This is a genomic window from Burkholderia sp. BCC1993 (assembly GCF_905339865.1).
In the GTDB taxonomy this organism is placed as follows: domain Bacteria; phylum Pseudomonadota; class Gammaproteobacteria; order Burkholderiales; family Burkholderiaceae; genus Burkholderia.
Genome location: NZ_CAJPGZ010000007.1, coordinates 362,801 through 383,521, shown reverse-complemented (window position 1 = coordinate 383,521; position 20,721 = coordinate 362,801). Strand labels below are relative to the sequence as shown.

The 20,721-nt window shown below is 67.0% G+C and carries 17 protein-coding genes and 1 pseudogene; 2 read left to right on the top strand and 16 right to left on the bottom strand.

From position 1 onward, the window contains the following. The 5 genes and pseudogenes from U4Y91_RS14480 to U4Y91_RS14460 form a co-directional block, all read right to left on the bottom strand. Window positions 1-162, bottom strand: a pseudogene (locus tag U4Y91_RS14480) (acetyl-CoA C-acetyltransferase); the annotation flags it as partial. A 99-nt stretch (window positions 163-261) separates the two neighbouring features. Next, window positions 262-2,136: a class I poly(R)-hydroxyalkanoic acid synthase gene (gene phaC, locus U4Y91_RS14475; RefSeq protein WP_321805580.1), complete on the bottom strand. Its 1,875-nt coding sequence runs from the start codon at window positions 2,134-2,136 to the stop codon at window positions 262-264. A gap of 132 nt (window positions 2,137-2,268) precedes the next feature. Further along, the gene (locus U4Y91_RS14470; RefSeq protein ID WP_321805579.1) at window positions 2,269-2,406 is read right to left on the bottom strand and encodes a hypothetical protein; all 138 of its coding nucleotides are present in this window, start codon (window positions 2,404-2,406) and stop codon (window positions 2,269-2,271) included. A gap of 121 nt (window positions 2,407-2,527) precedes the next feature. Continuing rightward, window positions 2,528-3,367 carry a peptidoglycan editing factor PgeF gene (gene pgeF, locus U4Y91_RS14465; RefSeq protein WP_321805578.1) on the bottom strand — a complete coding sequence of 280 codons (840 nt, stop codon included), beginning with the start codon at window positions 3,365-3,367 and terminating at the stop codon, window positions 2,528-2,530. A 6-nt stretch (window positions 3,368-3,373) separates the two neighbouring features. After that, window positions 3,374-4,594 carry an RluA family pseudouridine synthase gene (locus tag U4Y91_RS14460; RefSeq protein ID WP_321805577.1) on the bottom strand — a complete coding sequence of 407 codons (1,221 nt, stop codon included), beginning with the start codon at window positions 4,592-4,594 and terminating at the stop codon, window positions 3,374-3,376. A gap of 41 nt (window positions 4,595-4,635) precedes the next feature. On the opposite strand from U4Y91_RS14460, the gene U4Y91_RS14455 reads away from it, so the two are divergent. Next, the gene (locus tag U4Y91_RS14455; RefSeq protein ID WP_059604424.1) at window positions 4,636-5,460 is read left to right on the top strand and encodes an outer membrane protein assembly factor BamD; all 825 of its coding nucleotides are present in this window, start codon (window positions 4,636-4,638) and stop codon (window positions 5,458-5,460) included. A gap of 80 nt (window positions 5,461-5,540) precedes the next feature. On the opposite strand, the gene U4Y91_RS14450 is transcribed toward U4Y91_RS14455, so the two are convergent. From U4Y91_RS14450 to U4Y91_RS14440, 3 genes are all read right to left on the bottom strand, one after another. Continuing rightward, a complete protein-coding gene (locus tag U4Y91_RS14450) occupies window positions 5,541-7,784 on the bottom strand; it encodes an ATP-dependent DNA helicase (protein ID WP_321805576.1) in 2,244 nt (747 codons plus the stop codon). 55 nt (window positions 7,785-7,839) lie between these two features. After that, window positions 7,840-8,055, bottom strand: coding sequence for a YdcH family protein (locus U4Y91_RS14445; protein ID WP_006755091.1), 216 nt, complete (start codon window positions 8,053-8,055; stop codon window positions 7,840-7,842). Window positions 8,056-8,132: 77 nt separating this feature from the next. Continuing rightward, a complete protein-coding gene (locus U4Y91_RS14440; RefSeq protein WP_321805575.1) occupies window positions 8,133-8,882 on the bottom strand; it encodes a hypothetical protein in 750 nt (249 codons plus the stop codon). A 158-nt stretch (window positions 8,883-9,040) separates the two neighbouring features. Here U4Y91_RS14440 and U4Y91_RS14435 point away from each other — a divergent pair, with 158 nt between their 5' ends. Next, on the top strand, window positions 9,041-11,368 hold the full coding sequence (locus U4Y91_RS14435; RefSeq protein WP_321805574.1) for a Tex family protein: 2,328 nt from the start codon (window positions 9,041-9,043) through the stop codon (window positions 11,366-11,368). 115 nt (window positions 11,369-11,483) lie between these two features. Here the strand turns inward: U4Y91_RS14435 and U4Y91_RS14430 are convergent, their stop codons facing one another. The 8 genes from U4Y91_RS14430 to hflX form a co-directional block, all read right to left on the bottom strand. After that, complete coding sequence (locus tag U4Y91_RS14430; RefSeq protein ID WP_321805573.1) at window positions 11,484-13,397, bottom strand: potassium transporter Kup; 1,914 nt, start codon at window positions 13,395-13,397, stop codon at window positions 11,484-11,486. A 283-nt stretch (window positions 13,398-13,680) separates the two neighbouring features. Continuing rightward, the gene (locus U4Y91_RS14425) at window positions 13,681-14,277 is read right to left on the bottom strand and encodes a phosphoribosyltransferase (RefSeq protein ID WP_044848884.1); all 597 of its coding nucleotides are present in this window, start codon (window positions 14,275-14,277) and stop codon (window positions 13,681-13,683) included. An 8-nt stretch (window positions 14,278-14,285) separates the two neighbouring features. Continuing rightward, window positions 14,286-15,632, bottom strand: a complete 1,347-nt coding sequence (locus U4Y91_RS14420; RefSeq protein WP_044848883.1) for an adenylosuccinate synthase — start codon at window positions 15,630-15,632, stop codon at window positions 14,286-14,288. A 113-nt stretch (window positions 15,633-15,745) separates the two neighbouring features. After that, entirely contained in the window at window positions 15,746-16,894 is a 1,149-nt protein-coding gene (locus tag U4Y91_RS14415) for an ATP phosphoribosyltransferase regulatory subunit (RefSeq protein WP_321805572.1), read from the bottom strand. Between the two features lie 100 nt (window positions 16,895-16,994). Then, window positions 16,995-17,186: a DUF2065 domain-containing protein gene (locus tag U4Y91_RS14410; RefSeq protein WP_009687995.1), complete on the bottom strand. Its 192-nt coding sequence runs from the start codon at window positions 17,184-17,186 to the stop codon at window positions 16,995-16,997. Window positions 17,187-17,222: 36 nt separating this feature from the next. After that, window positions 17,223-18,122, bottom strand: coding sequence for a protease modulator HflC (locus tag U4Y91_RS14405; RefSeq protein WP_321805571.1), 900 nt, complete (start codon window positions 18,120-18,122; stop codon window positions 17,223-17,225). A gap of 15 nt (window positions 18,123-18,137) precedes the next feature. Beyond that, window positions 18,138-19,496 carry an FtsH protease activity modulator HflK gene (gene hflK, locus U4Y91_RS14400; protein ID WP_321805570.1) on the bottom strand — a complete coding sequence of 453 codons (1,359 nt, stop codon included), beginning with the start codon at window positions 19,494-19,496 and terminating at the stop codon, window positions 18,138-18,140. A gap of 47 nt (window positions 19,497-19,543) precedes the next feature. Then, window positions 19,544-20,719 (bottom strand): GTPase HflX, encoded by a 1,176-nt coding sequence (gene hflX / locus U4Y91_RS14395; RefSeq protein WP_321805584.1) that lies wholly within the window; start codon window positions 20,717-20,719, stop codon window positions 19,544-19,546. Window positions 20,720-20,721: the final 2 nt, after the last annotated feature.

Below are 20,721 nucleotides of genomic sequence, written 5' to 3'. Positions count from 1 at the left end.
GCCCATGATCACTTCGCTCACCTGCTCGGGCTTCACGCCCGAACGCTCCAGCACCGCGCGAATCACCGTCGCGCCCAGCTCCGGTGCCGCGACCTTCGCAAGCGAGCCGCCGAATTTGCCGACCGCGGTCCGCGCGGCCGATACGATCACTACGTCCGTCATTTCCGTTTCCTCCGGGCCCGCACGACACGGCGCATCGCTACCGGCCCTGTTAAAAAAACTGCGGTGCATCGGACAGCGTGCGCCGCTGTCCGGTTTTCGTCAATCGCGCTGCAACACGTAGCGACCCGGCGCTGGCTCGATCACCGGGAACTGCTCGCTCCCGGCCTTGGCGGGCGGCGCGACCTTGCGGCCGCCGTACTGGTCGAGCCACTCGACCCAGGTCGTCCACCAGCTGCCCGGCTGCTCGGTCGCACCGGCAAACCAGTCGTCCGCCGATGCGGGCAGGTCGCCGTCGTTGACCCAGTAGCTGCGCTTCTTCTTCGCCGGCGGATTGATCACGCCCGCGATGTGACCCGACGCGCCGAGCACAAATTTCAGCGGACCCGTCAGGATCGACGTCGATGCGTAGGCCGTCTGCCACGGCACGATGTGATCCTCGCGCGACCCGTAGATGAAGGTCGGCACGTCGATGCGCGACAGGTCGACGGATTCGCCGCACACCGTCAGCGCACCCGGCACGCGGAGCTTGTTCTCGAGATAGGTATTGCGCAGGTACCACGCGTACATCGGGCCCGGCAGGCTCGTCGAGTCGCTGTTCCAGTACAACAGGTCGAACGCGGCGGGCGTGCGGCCCTTCAGGTAGTTGTCGACGACGTAGTTCCACACGAGGTCGTTCGGCCGCAGGAACGAGAACGTGTTCGCGAACTCGACGCCGCGCATCAGCCCCGGCGCGGCGCCGTTCTTGCCGCCGATGGTCTGCTCGCGCATCTGCACGTGCGCCTCGTCGACGAACACGTCGAGGATGCCGGTATCGGTGAAGTCGAGCATCGCGGTCAGCAGCGTCATCGACGCGGCCGGATGTTCGCCGCGCGCGGCGAGCACCGACAGCGCGGTCGCGAGCATCGTGCCGCCGACGCAGAAGCCGAGCGTGTTGATCTGCTCGCGACCGCTGACCTGCTGCACGGCGTCGATCGCCGCGAGCAGCCCTTCGTTCATGTAGTCGTCCCACGTCTTGTGCGCGACCGACGCATCGGCGTTGCGCCACGACACGAGGAACACCTGATGGCCGTTCGACAGCGCATGCGCGACGAGCGAATTCTCGGGCTGCAGGTCGAGGATGTAGAACTTGTTGATGCACGGCGGCACGATCAGGAGCGGCCGCTCGAACACCTTGTCCGTCTTCGGCGCGTACTGGATCAGCTGGATCAGGTCGTTCTCGTAGACGACCGCGCCTTCGGTACACCCGAGGTTCTTGCCGACCACGAACTGCGATTCGTCGGTCTGCGAAATTTTGCCGCGCTGCATGTCGCCGAGCAGGTTCATCATCCCCTGCCGCAGGCTTTCGCCCTGCGTCTCGAGGATCGATTTCTGTGCGTCGGGATTGAGCGCGAGGAAGTTGCTCGGCGCCGCGGCGGCCGTCCATTGCTGGACGGAGAAACGGATGCGTTCGCGCGTCTTCGGATCGGTCTCGAGCGCGTCGGCCAGCTCCTGCAGGTAGCGCGCGTTGAGCAGATACCACGCAGCCGCGAATGCATGCGCGGGCGACGCCTTCCAGGCATCCCCGCTGAAGCGGCGGTCCTTCAGTTCAGGCGACTCGAGCTTCGCGGCGGCGGCCTGCTGCATCAGCGTCATGCAGTCGCGCGCATAGTCGGCCTGCAACTTCTGGAGCCGTTCGGGCGGGATCGCGGCTACCGGCAGCTTCAGCCCCGCGAACGGCGATGCCAGGCCTCCGAAGGCGCCCAGATCGGGCATCGACGGCATCTGGAACGGAACCGATGTCGGGAACTGGAATGCGGCGAATGGATTCGCGGTGGTCGACGCCGTTGCGGCGCGCGCCGGATCGGCGAAACCGCGCCACGCGTTCAGCCATGCCTCGAACATCTGCTGCATCGGCTGGGTAGCCTGGCCGAATCCGGTGCTGCCCGTGGAAGTGCCCGCCTGAGCGGACGTCGACGAATTTTTCGATGCTGTCATTACCTGCCTTACCGGTGATTCGTGAGCGTCAATCGTGAAATCCTGCTCGCGCGCGGCGTGCCGGTTGCGAGCCGGGCCGTCATGCTCTGGAGAGGCGTCTCCAGATTCTGCCGCAGTGCGGTATTTTTATCATTATCGTTTTCCCCATGTGAAGCGCTGCGTCAAACCGCTGAACATTTCTGCTCGAAGATAATCCGCGCGCAACAGGCGGGACAAGGCTTCCGGCGAAACATAAAACATTTTGATTGACTTGACTTCGCGATTATTCATTCGGTTGTCCATGCAACGCCGCATTGCCGCGCCAATATCGAGTTAAGCCGATTTCGCAACGCAACAAACCGCGCGCGCAGGCGCACGCGGTCAGCCCACGCGGTCAGCCCTTAGTCAGCTTTCAATCGGCCAGCCAGATCGCCGCCGCCATGCGGCCAGTCACGCGGTCACGCCGGTACGAATAGAAGCGTGCGGGTTCGGTGACCGTGCACGCGCGCCGGCCGCTCACGTGCGCCACGCCTGCGCGCGCGAGGCGCAGGCGCGCGAGCGCATGGAGATCGGCGAGGTACTTGCCGGGCGCGCCGTCGATCGCGACGAACGCTTGCCGCGTCTCATCATGCTCCGACTGCGGAGCGGTGTCGAGAAACGCCTCGCGCACGTCGGCGCCGACTTCGAACGCCTGCGGGCCGATCGCGGGCCCGAGGTACGCATGCAGCGCATCCGTCGCGCCGCCGGCGAGCGCCGCGACGCGCGCCGCGGTCTGCTCGACGATGCCGGCCGCGAGCCCGCGCCAGCCCGCGTGCGCGGCGCCCACCGCCCGGCCCTGCGCATCGCACAGCAGCACCGGCAGGCAATCCGCGACCATCACGACACAGACCGCCCCCGTGCGGTCGGTCACGCTCGCGTCGGCCTGCACGGGCGCCGAGGCAGCCGGCGCGGCCTCGATCACCTCGTCCGCACGCACGACCTGCGCGCCGTGAACCTGCTCGAGCCATGCCGCGCGCGACTGCCCCGCCAGCGCGAGCAGGCGCGCGCGATTCGCCGCGACATGGGCCGGATCGTCACCGGTATGCGGGCCGAGATTCATCCCGCCCGGCAACGCGGCGCCGTCCTGCCAGCGCCCGTACGGGCCTTCGCTCACGCCGCCGTCGCGCGTCGTGATCAGCGCGCGCACGCGCGGCGCCACCTGCCAGTCGGGCTGCACGCAATCCTGCCACGTCAACGGCGCCAGGTTCGTCATCGGCACTCACTCCTCCTCATCGTCGTAATCGTCGTCGTGATTCTCGTCGTGATCCCGATAATCGCCGGCGAAATCGTCATCGTCGTAGACACCGTCTTCATCGTCGAATTCCTCGTCGCCCTGCCCGAAGCCCAGCGCCGCGACGAGCGCGTTCATGTCGTCCGGCAACGGACAGCGCCACTGCATCGTCTTGCCCGTGACCGGATGCACGAGGCCGAGCCGCCATGCGTGCAGCGCCTGCCGCGCGAACCCGTCCGGCAGCGGCGCGACCGAGCGCTTGCCGCGCGCGCGCCCGTACACCGGATCGCCGAGCAGCGGATGCCCGACATGCGAGCAGTGCACGCGGATCTGGTGCGTGCGGCCGGTTTCGAGGTCGCACTGGATCGCGGACACCGGCTGACGTTGCCACATGCATGTGTCAACCGTGCGGAAATGCGTGCGCGCGGGCTTGCCCGACGCGCCGGTGACGACGGCCATGCGCGTGCGCTCGCGCGGATCGCGGCCGATCGGCGCGTCGATCGTGCCGTCCTCGGGCATCGTGCCCCACACGAGCGCGAAATAGCGGCGCTTCACCGTGCGCGCCTGCAGTTGGCGCACGAGGTCGGTCTGCGCGGCGAGTGTGCGCGCAACCACCATCAGGCCGGACGTCTCCTTGTCGAGCCGGTGCACGATGCCCGCGCGCGGCAGGCCGGCCGCCGCGTCGCCGTAGCGGTGCAGCAGGCCGTTGAGGATCGTGCCGCTCCAGTTGCCGGCAGCCGGGTGGACGACGAGGCCCGCCGGCTTGTTGATGACGACGAGCGCGTCGTCCTCGTAGATCACGTCGAGCGGCACCGGCTCCGGCGTGAACGCCAGCTGCTCCGGCAGCAGGTCGGGCACGAGCTCGATCCTGGCGCCGAGCGGCACCGGCTGGCGGATCTTCGCCGGCGCGCCGTCGACCAGCACGCGTTGCGCCTCGATCCAGCTCTGCAGGCGGCTGCGGGAGAATTCGGGGAACAGTTGGGCGAGCGCCTTGTCGAGGCGTTCACCCGCCAGCGACAGCGGCACTTCGACGACGCGCGGCGCCTCGTCGGCCGCCGCGGACGGCACCACAGGCGGCTGCAGCGCGCCTGCAGCCAGATCGTCATCGGGGGAATCCCCCGACGCAGCGTCGGCGGGCCGATCGCTTGGGCTATAATCTTCGCGATTTGGCTTGCCCCGCGGGGCATTCTGCGAACTTGAACGGGTCATTTAGACTGGGTCACCGAGACTTGAAGCTAGGACATGCGAGCATGATGAATTCGACCAAACGTACGGCCAAAACCGTCGCCGCCCGAGCTGCGGCGGTAGCGGCCGCGGCCCTCATCGCCGGCTGCCACGGCTTGCCGCAGAAGCAGGACGAGACGGCTACCTGGTCGAACAACAAATTATACTCAGAGGCCCAGGACGCACTGTCCGGCGGCGACTGGGGCAAGTGCGCGAAATATTTCGAATCGCTGCAAGGCCGCGATCCGTTCGGCCATTTCGCGCAACAGGCGCAGATCAACGTCGCGTACTGCAACTGGAAGGACAACGAAGCGGCAGCCGCCGACCAGGCCGTCGACCGCTTCATCCAGCTGCACCCGGATCACCCGGATATCCCGTACGCGTACTACCTGAAGGGGATGATCCACTTCAACGACGATCTCGGCCTGTTCGGCCGCTTCTCCGGCCAGGACATGAGCGAGCGCGATCCGCAGGCACTGCGCGAATCGTACGACGCGTTCAAGGTCGTCGTCGACCGCTACCCGAAGAGCAAGTACGCGCCGGACGCCGCCGCCCGGATGCGCTACATCGTCAACGCGCTCGCCTCGCACGAAGTGCACGCGGCCGACTACTACTATCGGCGCGGCGCCTATGTCGCGGCGATCAACCGCGCGCAGCTCGCGATCAAGGACTACAAGGGCGCGCCGGCGATCGAGGACGCGCTGCACATCATGATCCTGTCGTACGGCAAGCTGAACCAGCCGGAACTCGCGGAAGACACGAAGCGCGTGCTCGCGGGGACTTTCCCGGACAGCCCGTACATCACCGGCCACTCGCGCCCCGGCACGAAGAAGTCGTGGTGGCAGTTCTGAGCGACGCCCGTGCACCAACAAAAACCCGGCCATCGAGCCGGGTTTTTTGTTGGCGCCGCCCGTAGCAGGCGGCGGTGCGGTTATGCGCGTTTTTCCGCGCGATGCTCGTCGAAAAAGTCCTGCACGACCGCGATCTCGCGGGTGCGCTTGAACGGCGGCAGGCTCTGCCAGATCCGGCGGCCGTAAGGCTTGTCGACGAGCCGCGTATCGCAGATCATCAGCACGCCGCGATCGGTCTCCGCGCGAATCAGGCGGCCCGCGCCCTGCTTCAGCGTGATCACGGCCTGCGGCAGCTGGTGAACCGCGAACGGGCTCAAACCCTTCTTGGTCAGCGCGTCGAGCCGCGCGGCCAGCACCGGATCGTCGGGCGGCGCGAACGGCAGCTTGTCGATCACGACGAGCGACAGCGCGTCGCCGCGCACGTCCACGCCTTCCCAGAAGCTCTGGCTGCCGACGAGGATCGCATTGCCGTACGAACGGAAGCGATCGAGCAGCTCGGTGCGGCTGGCGTCGCCCTGCACCAGCAGCGGCATGTTCCAGCCGCGCGACTCGATCACGTCGCGCAGCTTCGACGCGATCCGGTCGACCGCGCGCAGCGTCGTGCACAGCATGAAGACGCCACCGCCCGATGCCTCGATCGCCGGCAGCGCGGCGTCGAACACGGCGTCGGTAAACGCCGGCGACGACGGCTGCGGCAGGTTGCGCGGCACGTACAGCAGGCCCTGCGTCTGATAGTCGAACGGGCTCGCGAGCGTCATCGAGCGCCGCGAGCTGAGCCCCATCTGGGCCGCGTAGTGCGTGAAGTCGCCGCGCACCGACAACGTCGCCGATGTAAAGACCCACGCGCGCGGCACGCCGGCGCGCTGCTTCGCGAAAATCGGCGCGACCGACAGCGGCGTTTCGTGCAGCTGGACGGTATGCGCGAACACCTCGACCCAGCGCACCTTCTCGTTCGGGTCATCGGCGGCCGCCTTGTCGCCGGCGGCGGCGGCATCGGCCTTCGCGGCCGCTTCCGCCGCACCGGGCGCGACCCAGCCCGCGAGCAGGTCCTGCAGCTCGCGGGCGCGCCGCAGGCACGCGCCGAGCGATTCCGCCCGCTCGGCCTGGCTCGCGAGCGCCGAGGCAAGCGCATCGAGCGCCACGTCGAGCGCATCGAGCGCGCCGAACATCGGATGATCGTCGCCCAGTTGCGCGAGCGACATGCGCACGATCTGGTCGTTCGCGAACGCGAGGCGCAGGTCGCGCGCCGCACGTTCGAGATCGCCGCCGAGCTTCACCCACTCGACCGCATCGCGCGCATGGCTCAGGCCCTCGGCGACCGTGTCGCGCGCGAGTTCGAGGATCTGCGTGGTCGACAGCGTCTCGCCGAAGAACAGCGTGGCCGTCTCCGGCAGCTGGTGCGCCTCGTCGAAGATCACCGTGTTCGCGTTCGGCAGCAGTTCGGCCATCCCGGTGTCGCGCAGCATGATGTCCGCGAAGAACAGGTGATGGTTGACGACGACGACGTCGGCCTGCTGCGCCTCGCGCCGCGCCTGCATCACGAAGCATTCCTTGTAATGCGGGCACTCCTGGCCGAGGCAGTTGTCGCGCGTCGACGTGACCATCGACCACACGGGTGCCGTCTCCGGCACGCTCGCGAGCTCGGCCTTGTCGCCGCTCTTCGTGATCTTCGCGAACCGGACGATTTCCTGCAGGTACGCGGTGTCCTGCCGCGACGGCAGGCGGCCGTTGTCGGCCGTGCGCTGCAGGTAGTAATGGCACAGATAGTTCGAGCGGCCCTTGAGCATCGCGACCGTCACCGGCACCGCGAGCGCGTTGCGCACCGTCGGGATGTCGCGCTGGAACAGCTGGTCCTGCAGGTGCTTCGTGCCGGTCGACACGATCACCTTGCCGCCCCACAGCATCGCGGGCACCAGGTATGCATAGGTCTTGCCGGTACCCGTGCCGGCCTCGACGATCAGCGTGTTGTCGCCGGCGTCGCCGTCGGTGTCGGCGGCGTCACCGTCCGCGGCGGACTCGGCCGCCTGGGCGCCTTCGCCGAGGCGGCGCGCCGGCCGCTTGCGGGTCTCGAAGATTTCCGGCTCGGGCATCCGGCGCGCGGACGCCTCCATCGCGGACGCGACCGCGCGCGCCATCTCGATCTGCGACTGGCGCGGGTGATAGCCGTCCAGCGCGCGCGCAAGCAGTCCGCCTTCGCCGAAAATCGTGTCGAGTTCGTCGACGCGCTTGCGGCTCAGCTCGAAGGTGCCTTCGGGCGCACGAACGCGCCCGGCGGACGACGCGTCACGCCGGGCATCGGGGTTGGCTTCAAGCGGTGAATTCAAGGCAAGCGTTCCTGTGTCCAGCGCCCAGGCGGCGCCGGCGCTTGCCAGGCCGCGCTCAGGCGCGCTTATCCGGTTCCAGCTGCGATTGCAGCAAAATGATTTTGTCCTTGGCCGCCAGCTTTTCCTTCTTCAGCCGGTGCAGCGTGATGTCGTCGATGTCGGAGTGTCCTTCCTTCAGCTCGATCTCCCGAGCGAGCTGCTGGTGCTGCTCCTGCAATGCTGCCAAACGGTTGTGCAATTCCTGCTGCTGTTCCGTGGGACGGTTTTGCATATGCGCCTCCTCATCGAAGCAGCGCGCCGACTGGCGTGCCGGCACGCACGAGACTGACTCCGGATCAATCCAACACGTTACTGCCCCTGCTGTTGCTGCTGCTTGGCCTTGTCGGCCGCTTCCTGCTGACGCCGTTCGACATCGGCCTTGTGCTGGGCGGCTTCCTTCTGCTTCTGCTCGTAGCGCGCGGCGTTGTCCGCCCGCTCCTGCGCCTTCTGCGCGCCCTGCTGGCGCGCCTCGTCGAGCTTGTGCTGGAAATCCGCCTGCTTCTGGTCGTATGCCTGCTTGTTCGCGGCGCGCTGCGGCCCTTCCGCGCCACGCTGCGCCCGCTTCAGTGCATTCTGCTCCTGCTTGTCGCGGAACGCAGCCGCGTTCGCCGCATCGTTCGCCGCGCGCTGCGGCGCTTCCGCCGCATTCTGCGCCTGCTTCAACGCCTGCTGCTGGTCGCGTTGCTGCGCCCGCACCGCGCGCTGCTCGTCGTCGAGCGCGAGCTGCTCCTGACGGATGCTCGCCCGCTCCTCGCGCATCCGGTCGCGCGCCACGCCGAGACAGTGATTGACGAAGAACTTGCTGTAGCAATCGTGCTCCGCCACGGCATAACGATAATCGTTTTCCGCGGAACGTTGATTGAGCACTTTTTGACGGGCGTCAAAATCCTGCGTGGCGGATGCGACAGGCGCGGCGACAGCGGCGTCCGGCGCGGTTGCGCCCGATGCCTGTGCGTACGCGACGGTGGACCCGGCGGACAAAGCCGCGGCAAGCGCTGCGCCGAGCGCGACGAGAGAAATGCGGGAAGTTGGCAACGTCGTAGGAAAGCTGCGGGACATGTGTCAAATTCTATCACCCCCGGCTGGACGCTCCGCCATTTATGGCAAAATGCCCCGCTTCACTCACCCGCGGCATCTGGTCCGGCGGGCCCGTCTCGCAGCCCGCCGCGCGGTCTGCCGGCCCGCGCCGCGATTTCAGCAGGCAGATCATCCACGACATGACGGAAACCGTAGCACTCAAGATCGTACAGCGCATCGCCACCGAACTGTCCGTCCAGCCGCGCCAGGTCGCGGCGGCCGTGCAACTCCTCGACGAAGGCTCGACCGTTCCGTTCATTGCCCGGTACCGCAAGGAAGTGACCGGCAACCTGGACGACACGCAGCTGCGCCAGCTCGAGGAACGCCTCCTGTATCTGCGCGAGCTCGAGGATCGCCGCGCGACGATCCTGTCGAGCATCGACGAACAGGGCAAGCTGACCGACGAACTGCGCGCCGCGATCGACGCGGCCGACAGCAAGCAGGTGCTCGAAGACCTTTATCTGCCGTACAAGCCGAAGCGCCGCACGCGCGCGCAGATCGCCCGCGAAGCCGGCCTCGAGCCGCTCGCGCAGGCACTGCTCGCGAATCCGCTGCTCGACCCGCAGACGGAAGCCGCCGCCTACGTCGATGCCGACAAGGGCGTCGCCGACGTGAAGGCCGCGCTCGACGGCGCGCGCGACATCCTGTCGGAACAATTCGGCGAAACGGCCGAACTGCTCGGCAAGCTGCGCGACTATCTGCACAGCCAGGGGGTCGTGTCGTCGGCGGTCGTCGAAGGCAAGGAAAACGAGGAAGGCGAGAAGTTCCGCGACTACTACGACTACGCGGAAACGATCCGGACCGTGCCGTCGCACCGCGCGCTCGCGCTGTTCCGCGGCCGCAACGCCGGCGTGCTGACCGTCAAGCTCGGCCTCGGCGAGGAACTCGACGCGCAGGTCCCGCATCCCGGCGAAGCGATGATCGCGCGCCATTTCGGCATCGCGAACCAGAGCCGCCCGGCCGACAAGTGGCTGTCCGACGTGTGCCGCTGGTGCTGGCGCGTGAAGGTGCAGCCGCACATCGAGAATGAACTGCTCACGCAACTGCGTGAAACGGCGGAAGCCGAAGCGATCCGCGTGTTCGCCCGCAACCTGAAGGACCTGCTGCTGGCCGCGCCGGCCGGCCCGAAGGCGGTGATCGGTCTCGACCCCGGCCTGCGCACGGGCGTGAAGGTCGCCGTGGTCGATCGCACCGGCAAGGTGCTCGCGACCGACACGATCTACCCGCACGAACCGCGCCGCGACTGGGACGGCTCGCTCGCGAAGCTCGCGCGCATCGCCGCGCAGACGCAGGCCGAGCTGATCAGCATCGGCAACGGCACCGCATCCCGCGAAACCGACAAGCTCGCGAGCGAGCTGATCTCGAAGCACCCCGAACTGCGGCTGCAGAAGATCGTCGTGTCGGAAGCCGGCGCGTCGGTCTATTCGGCGTCCGAGCTGGCCGCGAAGGAATTCCCGGAGCTCGACGTTTCGCTGCGCGGCGCCGTGTCGATCGCCCGCCGCCTGCAGGACCCGCTTGCCGAGCTCGTGAAAATCGAGCCGAAAGCGATCGGCGTCGGCCAGTACCAGCACGACGTGAACCAGCGCGAACTCGCCCGCTCGCTCGACGCGGTGGTCGAGGATTGCGTGAACGCGGTCGGCGTCGACGCGAACACCGCGTCGGTCGCGCTGCTCGCACGCGTGTCGGGCCTGAACGCCACGCTCGCCCGCAACATCGTCGACTATCGCGACGCGAACGGGCCGTTCCCGTCGCGTGACCACCTTCGCAAAGTGCCGCGCCTCGGCGACAAGACTTTCGAGCAGGCCGCCGGCTTCCTGCGCATCAACGGCGGCGAGAATCCGCTCGATCGCTCGTCGGTGCACCCTGAAGCCTACCCGGTCGTCGAACGGATCCTCGCGAAGATCAGCAAGCGGATCGACGACGTGCTCGGCAGCCGCGACGCGCTGTCCGGCCTGTCGCCGACGGAATTTGTTGACGAACGTTTCGGCCTGCCGACCGTGCGCGACATTCTGTCCGAACTCGAAAAACCGGGTCGTGACCCGCGCCCCGAATTCAAGACGGCAACGTTCCGCGACGGCGTCGAGAAGGTCTCCGACCTGATGCCCGGCATGTTGCTCGAAGGCGTCGTGACGAACGTCGCGGCATTCGGCGCGTTCGTGGATATCGGCGTGCATCAGGACGGCCTCGTCCATGTGTCCGCGATGTCGACGAAGTTCATCAAGGATCCGCACGAAGTCGTGAAGGCCGGCCAGGTCGTCAAGGTCAAGGTGCTCGACGTCGACGTGAAGCGTCAGCGCATTGCGCTGACGATGCGCCTCGACGACGAAGCGGCCGCGCCCGGCATGGCGCCGCGCGGCGGCCAGGATCGCGGCAGTGCCGGCCGCGGCGGCAGCGCCCGTCCGCAGCGTTCGCGCGAACCGGAACCGGCCGGCGCGATGGCCGCGGCGTTCGCGAAGCTGAAGCGCTGATCACGCGAAGGCTGTTGACGTATAAAAAACCCGCCAAAAGGCGGGTTTTTTATTGCTTCAGCGAGCGCGCAGCCAGATCGGCATGGGCCGCATGCGCGGCCACTGCGCGCACCGGTCAGATCTCGATCTTGGTACCGAGTTCGACGACGCGGTTCGCCGGGATCGAGAAGAAGTCGGTCGGCTTCGCCGCGTTCTGGTGCATCCATGCGAACACGCGTTCGCGCCAGATCGACATGCCGGGCAGATGCGTCGGCACGACCGTTTCGCGCGCGAGGAAGAACGAGGTGTCCATCAGCTCGAACGTCATGTCGTGCGTGCGGCCGAATTCCTCGAGCACGGCCTTCACGTCCGGCGTCTCGTTGAAACCGTACTCGGCCTTGACGATGAAGAGGCCGCCGCCCGCGTCGCGCGAACTCAGGCGCTTGTCGTCGCGCACGTACGGAATGTCGCGTGTGACGAACGTCAGGAAAATGGTCCGCTCGTGCAGCACCTTGTTGTGCTTCAGGTTGTGCAGCAGGCTGACGGGCACGAGCTTGTCGTTGCCGGTCAGGTAGATCGCGGTGCCCGACACGCGGTGCGGCGGATGCGCGAGCAGCCCCTGCAGGAACGGCTCGAGCGGGATACCGTCGGCGGCCGTGCGCTCCTTGACGATATGGCGGCCCTTGTACCAGGTCATCAGCAGGAAGAACAGCAGCGCGCCAATGCCGAGCGGCAGCCAGCCGCCCTGCGCGACCTTCAGCAGGTTCGCGCCGAAAAAGCCCAGGTCGACCGCGAGGAACACGGCGATGATCGCGCCGACGAGCAGCCGGTTCCAGTTCCACACCTTCACCATCACGACGGCCGCGAGCACGGTCGTGATCACCATCGTCGCCGTCACCGCGATGCCGTACGCGGCAGCGAGGTTGTCGGAGCTCTTGAAGCCGATCACGATGCAGAGGATCACGAACAGCAGCAGCCAGTTCACGACCGGCACGTAGATCTGGCCGATCGCCAGCTCGGACGTATGCAGCACCTTCATGCGCGGCACGTAGCCGAGCTGGATCGCTTGCGACGTCAGCGAATACGCGCCGGAAATCACGGCCTGCGAAGCGATCACGGTCGCGACCGTGGACAGCACGACGAGCGGCAGCAGCGCCCAGTCCGGTGCCAGCAGGAAGAACGGGTTCTCGATCGCCTTCGGATTCTGGATCAGCAGCGCGCCCTGGCCGAAATAGTTCAGCACGAGCGACGGCATCACGAGCCCGTACGCGGCGATGCGGATCGGCTTCGCACCGAAATGGCCCATGTCCGCGTAGAGCGCTTCCGCACCGGTCAGCACCAGCACGACCGAACCCAGCACGACGTAGGCCTGCAGCAGGTGCTCCGACATGAACGACGCCGCGTAATACGGATTGATCGCCGCGATGATGCCCGGCACGCGCACGATGTGATATACACCGAGCGCCGCGATCACGACGAACCACAGCACCATGATCGGCCCGAACAGCTTGCCGACCAGCGCGGTGCCGTGACGCTGGATCCAGAACAGCGCGATCAGGATCACGATCGTGATCGGCATCACGAGATGGGACAGGTGCGGCGTCGCGATCTCGAGGCCTTCGACCGCAGACATCACGGAGATCGCCGGCGTGATCACGGCGTCGCCGTAGAACATGCAGGCGCCGAAGATCCCGAGCGCCATCAGCGCGCCCGCGACGCGGGTTTTCGAGTCGAGCGGTCGCAGCGACAGTGCCATCAGCGCGAGCACGCCGCCCTCGCCGTTGTTGTCGGCCCGCATCACGAACAGCAGATACTTGATGCCGACCACCAGGATGATCGCCCAGAACAGCAGCGAGATCACACCGAGAATCGAGCCTTCCGTGAGCGGAATGCCGTGTGCGGGGCTGAACGCCTCCTTCAGCGAATACAGCGGGCTCGTGCCGATGTCGCCGAACACGACGCCGATGGCCGCTATCGCAAGCGCCCGCATCGAGTGTTGGTGCGTCGAATGCGCATGGGCTGCGTCGGTCGCCTGGATCGTGTCGTTCATATGAAGCGTAATAATCGGGTCCGGTCGGACAAAACGAGCGCTATTCTACTCGCGCCCCCCTGAAAAACCGTCCTGCCTTGTTGCCCTTAAACCACGTGATCCACGCTGCGCATGCAATCCTGCGCGAGCTGTGGCAGGGCTGCCATCATAGCCGGGGCCGCGCCATCTGCCTACCGCGCGCACCGATCGCCGTGCCCGCCGGCGCGGCGCGCCAATGGCGCGCCAATAAAAAACGGCGCCGCAAGCGGCGCCGTACAAGGCTTTCCTTCGATCGGCCGGCCGCTTACGCGCCCGAACCGTCGCGCTGCGCGCGACCGCGCTTGATCCATGCCTCGAGGTTGTGCGGACGAACCGTGTCCCACTCTTCGAACGGCTGATGAATCCACGGATTCGTCGGCAGATACTGTGCGTGATAGTCAGGCTTGACCTTCGAGCAGCCCTTGTACCAGAGCACGGCCGAACGCACGGCCGTGACCGACGGATAGCGCTCCTTCAGGTGCTCCTGCACGCGCGCGAGCGTGACGCCCGAATCGACGAGATCGTCGACCAGCAGCACGTTGCCCGCGAGACTGCCGCGCGTCATCGTGATGTACTGCGCGATGTCGAGCTCGCCCTGCTCGGTGCCGGCCGCTTCGCGGTACGAACTCGTCGCGAGGATCGCGAGCGGGACGTCGTAGATGCGCGACAGCTGGTCGCCGACGCGCAGACCGCCGCGCGCAAGGCACAGGATCTGGTCGAATTTCCAGCCCGATTCATGCACCTGCAGCGCGAGCAGCTCGATCAGACGATGGTATTCGTCCCAGCCTACCCACAGGTTCTTGTCGTCGTTGCGCGGATCGGTCATCAAGTCTGCCGCCGTCATCGTGATTTGCTGCGTCATGCCGAGAATTACACCTTGAACGGATGGCGAAGCAGGATCGTCTCGTCGCGATCCGGCCCCGTCGAAACCATGTCGACCGGCACGCCGGCCACTTCCTGGACGCGGGTCAGGTAGGCCTGCGCATTCGCCGGCAGCGCGTCCCACGTCTTGATGCCGACGGTGCTTTCCTTCCAGCCGGCGAACGTTTCGTACACGGGCTCGCAACGCGCGACGTCGGCCGCACCGCGCGGCAGGATGTCCACGTCCTTGCCGTCGATCTTGTAGCCGACGCACAGCTTGACTTCATCGAGGCCGTCGAGCACGTCGAGCTTCGTCATGCACAGGCCCGACACGCCGTTGATCTGGATCGAGCGGCGCAGTGCCGCTGCGTCGAGCCAGCCGGTGCGGCGCGGACGGCCGGTGACCGAGCCGAATTCCTTGCCGACGTTCGCCAGCGTGACGCCGACCTGGTCCTGGCGCTGCGGGTTGTCCGCGTCGTACAGTTCGCTCGGGAACGGGCCCGAGCCGACGCGCGTGCAATACGCCTTCGTGATGCCGAGGATGTAGTTCAGCTTCTGCGGACCGACGCCGGCGCCGGCCGATGCCGCGCCCGCGACGCAGTTGCTCGACGTGACGAACGGATAGGTGCCGTGGTCGATGTCGAGCAGCGTGCCTTGCGCACCTTCGAACAGCAGGTTCTGACCGGCGTTGTTCGCGTCGTACAGGCGGCGCGACACGTCGGCCACCATCGGCTTCAGGCGGTCGGCATAACCGAGCATCGTGTCGAGCGTGGCCTGGAAATCGACGGCCGCGCCACCCAGGTACTGGGTCAGCACGAAGTTGTGGAAATCGAGGTTTTCGCGCAGGCGGTCGGCGAAGGTCTTCGCATCGAACAGGTCCTGCACGCGCAGCGCGCGGCGGCCGACCTTGTCCTCGTACGCCGGGCCGATGCCGCGGCCGGTCGTACCGATCTTGCCCGCACCCTTGCGCGCTTCGCGCGCCTGGTCGATCGCGATGTGGTACGGCAGGATCAGCGTCGTGGCTTCGGAGATGAACAGGCGATCGCGCACGTTCACGCCGGCCTCTTCCAGCTCGCCGATTTCCTTGAACAGTGCCTCGGGGGACAGGACGACGCCGTTGCCGATGTAGCAGGCGACGCCTTCACGCATGATGCCCGACGGAATGAGGCGCAAGATGGTTTTCTTGCCGCCGATGATGAGGGTGTGGCCGGCGTTGTGACCGCCCTGGAAACGCACGACGCCCTGAGCGTGGTCCGTCAGCCAGTCGACGATCTTGCCCTTGCCTTCATCACCCCATTGCGTTCCCACGACGACCACATTGCGCCCGGGAGTCACGTTCACTGCGCTGGCAGACATGTTGATTCGTTAGCTGGTTAAAAACGTATTCTACCTATGTTCGCGGGCGATTCCGAATTTTTCCGTTTCGCTTCAACGATATGCACGCCGAACGACGGCCCGCGAACGCCTGTTTAACGGGGCTCGACCACCCATGCGCCGTCACGCTCGACGAGCGAACGGTCGCAGGCGAACTCGTCGAGCACGTGGTCGTGTCCCGGCAATGCCTGGATCACGACCTCGCCCGCGTCGCGCAGCGCCGCAACGGCCGCGCTCAGCGCGTCGCCCTGCGCCCACGGCGCGAGAATCGCGGTGCCGCGCGCCTCGACCGGCGAAATCCGCGCGAGCTCGCGCAGGTCGAGCGAGAAGCCCGTCGCCGGGCGGGCGCGGCCGTAGGCCTGGCCCACGTGGTCGTACCGGCCGCCGCGCGCGATCGCGTTCGGCACGCCGTCGATGTACGCCGTAAACATCGCGCCGCTGTGGTACGCGTAGCCGCGCAGGTCGGCGAGATCGATCGCCACCTCGACGCCCTTCGCCTGCGCCGCAAGCTGCGCGAGATCGTCGAGCGCGCGCGTGATCTCGGGCAGCACCGGCAGGCGCACACGCGCCTCGTCGAGCACGCTCGCGTCGCCGTACAGATGCGGCAGCGCACGCAGCGCTGCGCGCGTGTCGGCGCCGAGATCGTCGGTGAGTTCGTTCAGCAGCGGCACGTCCTTGCCCGACAGCGCGTCGTACAGCGCCTCGCCGCGCTCGGAAGCCTGCGCATCGCGCGCGAGCAGCGCCGCGAGCACGCCCGCGTGGCACAGATCCAGGCGGATGCGTGACAGCCCCGCGAGGTGCAGCGCGTCGAGCATCAGTTGCTGGATCTCGAGATCGGCTTCCAGCCCGGCGTGCCCGTAGATTTCGGCGCCGATCTGGATCTGTTCGCGCGTCGCGTGCAGCCCGCGCGGACGCGTGTGCATCACGTGGCCGGCATAGCAGAGGCGCGTCACGCCCTGGCGGTTAAGCAGGTGCGCGTCGATGCGCGCGACTTGCGGCGTGATGTCCGCGCGCAGGCCGAGCGTGCGGCCCGACAGCTGGTCGACCAGCTTGAAGGTGCGCAGGCGCAGGTCGTTGCCGCCGCTCGTCAGCAGCGATTCGAGGTATTCGAGCAACGGCGGCATCACCATTTCGTAGCCGTACGAACGGAAGCGGTCGAGCAGCCTGCGGCGCAGCTCCTCGATCTTGCGCGCTTCCGACGGCAGCACGTCGGCGATATTCTCGGGAAGTAACCAGGTCGACATCGGTACGGTCCTACGACGGGAAACAGGGCGCGACATGCGCGCCGCGAAATGAATCGGAAATCGGCAATCGGGCGGAACGAACGGCGGGTGCGCCGTCCGGTCAGGTGGCGAGCAGCAGCAGGACGAGCCCGAGCGCCATCACGATGAGCCCGCCGATCCGGATATGATGCGGCGGCCGCTCCGCTATTCTACGAAACGTGTCGCGCCAGGCGACGGGAAACACGAAGGGGAACGCCCCCTCGATGATCAGCATCAGTGCTACCGCGAGCAACAACGAGCCAGCCAGGTCCATGCGAGCGACGGCGCCGCTCGACGCGGCGCCCCAAGGTCAGTGTTTGCGGGGAGCGGGTGCCGCCGGTGCGGCACCGCCCGTCGGGCTGCGCATGAAACGGAAAAACTCGCTGTCGGGGTCGACGACGATGATGTCGTTGCGCTTGAAGGTATTCCGGTAAGCCTGCAGGCTCGCGTAGAACTGATAGAACTGCGGATCGCGGCCGAACGCATCGGCGGCGATCGACGCGGCCTTCGCGTCGCCCTCGCCCTTGATCGTCTGCGCGGACTTGTACGCATTCGCGAGCACCGCCTGCTGTTCGCGTTCCGCGTCGGCCTTGATCTGCTCGACATCGGCGGCGCCATCCGCGCGCACCTGTGCGGCCTGGTCGCGCAGCGCGGCAATCATCCGCCGATAGACGGCATCCGTCTGCGCAGCCGGCAAGTCGACGCGCGTCAACTGCACGTCGACCACGTCGACGCCGAAGCCCGATGCCGTCGCGCGCACCGCGTCGCGCGCCGCATTGGCAATCTCGCGCTGCCCGCCGAGCGCGTCGTCGAGCGCGCGCTTGCCGAACGCGTCGCCGAGTGCGCTCTTCAGCGCGCCGGCCAGACGCTCGGCGGCCGCCGCCGGGTCGCCGCCCGTCGCCGCGAAATACTTCATCGGATCGCTGATCCGATACTTGACCGCATACGCGACGAGCAGGTCGTGCTTGTCTTCGGTCGCCAGTTGCAGCGGATCCGACGACTCGAGCGATTGCAGGCGTGTGTCGATCAGCGTCGCCGTCTGCAGCGGCGGCGGCAGCTTGAAATGGATGCCGGGGCCCGCGAGTTCCGGTTGCGCGCCGTCGCGGCCCGACAGCACGGCAGCATGGCGCGGATCGACGGTCAGGACGGTCGACGACGCCGCGAAGGCGGCGATCACGATTGCGACGACGAGCGCAATGATTCGGTTCATGTTCTGCGCTCCCCGTTACTTCGTATCGTCTTCACGCGAGCGGCTGCGGAACGCTTCGCGCGATCGCAGCACGTCGCTGCCCTGTGCGGGCGCCGCCGCGGCCGAAGCCGCGCTCGCGGGTGCGCTCGCCGCGGCGGCGGCCGGCGCCGACGTCGCGTCGGGCGCGGATGCGCCGGCGGGCGTCGCGGCATTCGTCGCATTCGCGGCGTTTTGTCGCCCCTGCTCGACGAGCTTGTCGAGCGGCAGGTACACGACGCTGTTGCCGCCCTTGTTGCCGACGAACACCTTCGTCGCGTTCGAATAGATTTCCTGCATCGTCTCGAGGTACATCCGCTCGCGGATCACCGCGGGCGCCTTCGAATACTGTGCATAGACTTGCTTGAACCGGTCGGCGTCGCCTTCGGCCAGCGTGACCACGCGATCGGCATACGCCTTCGCTTCGTCGGCAAGTTTCGCGGCGTCGCCCTGCGCCTTCGGCAGCAGATCGTTCGCGTAGACCTGTGCGGCACGCTTCGCGGCTTCGCGATCATCGCGCGCCTTCGCGACTTCGGCGTACGCGGCCTGCGTCTGCTCGGGCGCTGCGACGCTCTGCATCGTGACGGCCGTCACCTCGAGCCCCGACTGGTAGCGATCGAGATCGCGCTGGATCGCGGCGGACAGCTGCGCGCGCAGCGCGTCGCGGTCCTGGTTCAGCATGTCGGCCGCGCTGCGCGTGCCGACGATCGCGCGCACCGCGGCCTGGGCGGCCTGCGACACGCTGCGCTCGGGATCGACGCTGCGGAACAGGTAATCGGTTGCCGAACGGATCCGGTACTGGACGACGAAACGCACGTCGACGATGTCGGCATCACGCGTCAGCATCGCCGCTTCCTTCACGTTCGCGAGACGCACGACGTTGTTGCGGCCGATCTCGATCGAACGGACCTGCGACGTGTCGACGATCTCGTGTGACGCGAACGGATACGGCGCGCGCCAGTGCACGCCCTGGCCGACCGTGCCCGACAGCTTGCCGAACTGCAGCACGACGCCCGTCTGGCCGTCCTGCACGACGAACAGCCCGCTGCCCGCGTAGACCGCGACCAGCACGCCGATCACGATGCCGACGCCGACGCGCGCGGCCCGGCCGTTGTCGGGCCGGAAGCCGTTGCCGCCCTTGCCGCCGAACAGGCCGCTCAGACGCCGGTTGAAGTTGCGCCACATCTCGTCGAGATCGGGCGGACCGTCACCGTCGCCACCGGGCGGACGCTTCGATTCGTTCACACGCGGACGGGATCCGTCGTTGCCCTTGCCTTCGCCGCGTCCCCAGCGGGGATCGTTGATCGACAGCAAGGCGCGCATCCGCCGCCAGGTACTCCGCTCGTTGTATTCGTTCACCAGAGTTTGTTCACCAGATTAGACGCCAGCGAACCGGCCGGGACCGGTTAGCGCCCGTGTTCGGAAATCGTGTGGTCTTCGTGTGGTTCAGCGGGTACGCCGTCGAGCGCGCCGTTGGGTAACGTCGCGCCGGTAAGGTGTTCCGCGGAGGCGATCTCGGCGATGGCGGCACGCAACGCGTCAAGACCCTGACCGGTGCGTGCGCTCAAAAAGACGCGCGAAATATTACCATACTCGTCCCGCTCGACCGCGTCGCCGCGGGCCGCCAGCTCGGGCACGGCATCGATCTTGTTGAACACCAGCACCTGCCGGATCGTGTCCGCGCCGATCTCGTGCAGCACGCCGTTCACCTGCTCGATCTGTTCGAGCCGCACCGCGCTCGACGCGTCGACCACGTGCAGCAGCAGATCCGCATGGATCGTTTCCTCGAGGGTCGCGCGAAACGCGGCAACCAGCTGGTGAGGCAGTTCCCGGATGAACCCGACCGTATCGGACACGACGATCTGACCGGCCTCGTCGCCGAGGTACACGCGTCGCGACGTCGTATCGAGCGTGGCGAACAGCTGGTCGGCCGCATAGGCCTGCGCTTTCGTCAGCGCATTGAACAGCGTCGACTTGCCCGCGTTCGTATAGCCGACGAGCGACACCGACATCGTGCCGCTGCGCGCGCGCTGGCGACGCTGCGTGCTGTGCTGCCGGCGCAGCCGGTCGAGCCGCGACTTCAGCATCTTGATGCGCTCGCCGATCAGCCGGCGGTCGGTTTCGAGCTGGGTTTCGCCGGGGCCGCGCAGGCCGATACCGCCTTTTTGCCGCTCCAGGTGAGTCCACGCGCGAATCAGCCGGGTCGACAGGTATTGCAGCTGCGCGAGTTCGACCTGCAGCTTGCCTTCGTGGCTGCGGGCGCGCTGCGCAAAGATATCGAGGATGAGGCTCGTGCGATCGACCACGCGCCGGTTAAGCGCCTGCTCCAGATTACGTTGCTGGGCCGGTGCGAGTGCGTGGTTGAAGATGACGATTTCGACGTTGTGCGCGTCGCAGGCAAGCCGCAATTCTTCGGCTTTGCCGCTGCCGATGAACATCTTGGCATCGGGGCTGGCGCGACGACCTGTGAGGGTGACGGCGGGACGTGCCCCCGCACTGGAGGCGAGAAGACTGAGTTCTTCGAGGCTGGCTTCGAAATCGGTCTTGCCGAAGTCGATGCCGACGAGCGCTGCGTTGATCAAAT

What these genes read in the sequence shown, in the direction of transcription:
- U4Y91_RS14445 (WP_006755091.1), bottom strand. Translation starts at nt 8,055, where the DNA reads ATGCAAAACCGTCCCACGGAACAGCAGCAGGAATTGCACAACCGTTTG.
- U4Y91_RS14435 (WP_321805574.1), top strand. Translation starts at nt 9,041, where the DNA reads ATGACGGAAACCGTAGCACTCAAGATCGTACAGCGCATCGCCACCGAA.
- U4Y91_RS14460 (WP_321805577.1), bottom strand. Translation starts at nt 4,594, where the DNA reads ATGACCCGTTCAAGTTCGCAGAATGCCCCGCGGGGCAAGCCAAATCGC.
- U4Y91_RS14455 (WP_059604424.1), top strand. Translation starts at nt 4,636, where the DNA reads ATGATGAATTCGACCAAACGTACGGCCAAAACCGTCGCCGCCCGAGCT.
- pgeF (WP_321805578.1), bottom strand. Translation starts at nt 3,367, where the DNA reads ATGACGAACCTGGCGCCGTTGACGTGGCAGGATTGCGTGCAGCCCGAC.
- U4Y91_RS14405 (WP_321805571.1), bottom strand. Translation starts at nt 18,122, where the DNA reads ATGAACCGAATCATTGCGCTCGTCGTCGCAATCGTGATCGCCGCCTTC.
- U4Y91_RS14440 (WP_321805575.1), bottom strand. Translation starts at nt 8,882, where the DNA reads ATGTCCCGCAGCTTTCCTACGACGTTGCCAACTTCCCGCATTTCTCTC.
- U4Y91_RS14410 (WP_009687995.1), bottom strand. Translation starts at nt 17,186, where the DNA reads ATGGACCTGGCTGGCTCGTTGTTGCTCGCGGTAGCACTGATGCTGATC.
- U4Y91_RS14470 (WP_321805579.1), bottom strand. Translation starts at nt 2,406, where the DNA reads ATGAATAATCGCGAAGTCAAGTCAATCAAAATGTTTTATGTTTCGCCG.
- U4Y91_RS14430 (WP_321805573.1), bottom strand. Translation starts at nt 13,397, where the DNA reads ATGAACGACACGATCCAGGCGACCGACGCAGCCCATGCGCATTCGACG.
- phaC (WP_321805580.1), bottom strand. Translation starts at nt 2,136, where the DNA reads ATGACAGCATCGAAAAATTCGTCGACGTCCGCTCAGGCGGGCACTTCC.
- U4Y91_RS14420 (WP_044848883.1), bottom strand. Translation starts at nt 15,632, where the DNA reads ATGTCTGCCAGCGCAGTGAACGTGACTCCCGGGCGCAATGTGGTCGTC.
- U4Y91_RS14425 (WP_044848884.1), bottom strand. Translation starts at nt 14,277, where the DNA reads ATGACGCAGCAAATCACGATGACGGCGGCAGACTTGATGACCGATCCG.
- U4Y91_RS14415 (WP_321805572.1), bottom strand. Translation starts at nt 16,894, where the DNA reads ATGTCGACCTGGTTACTTCCCGAGAATATCGCCGACGTGCTGCCGTCG.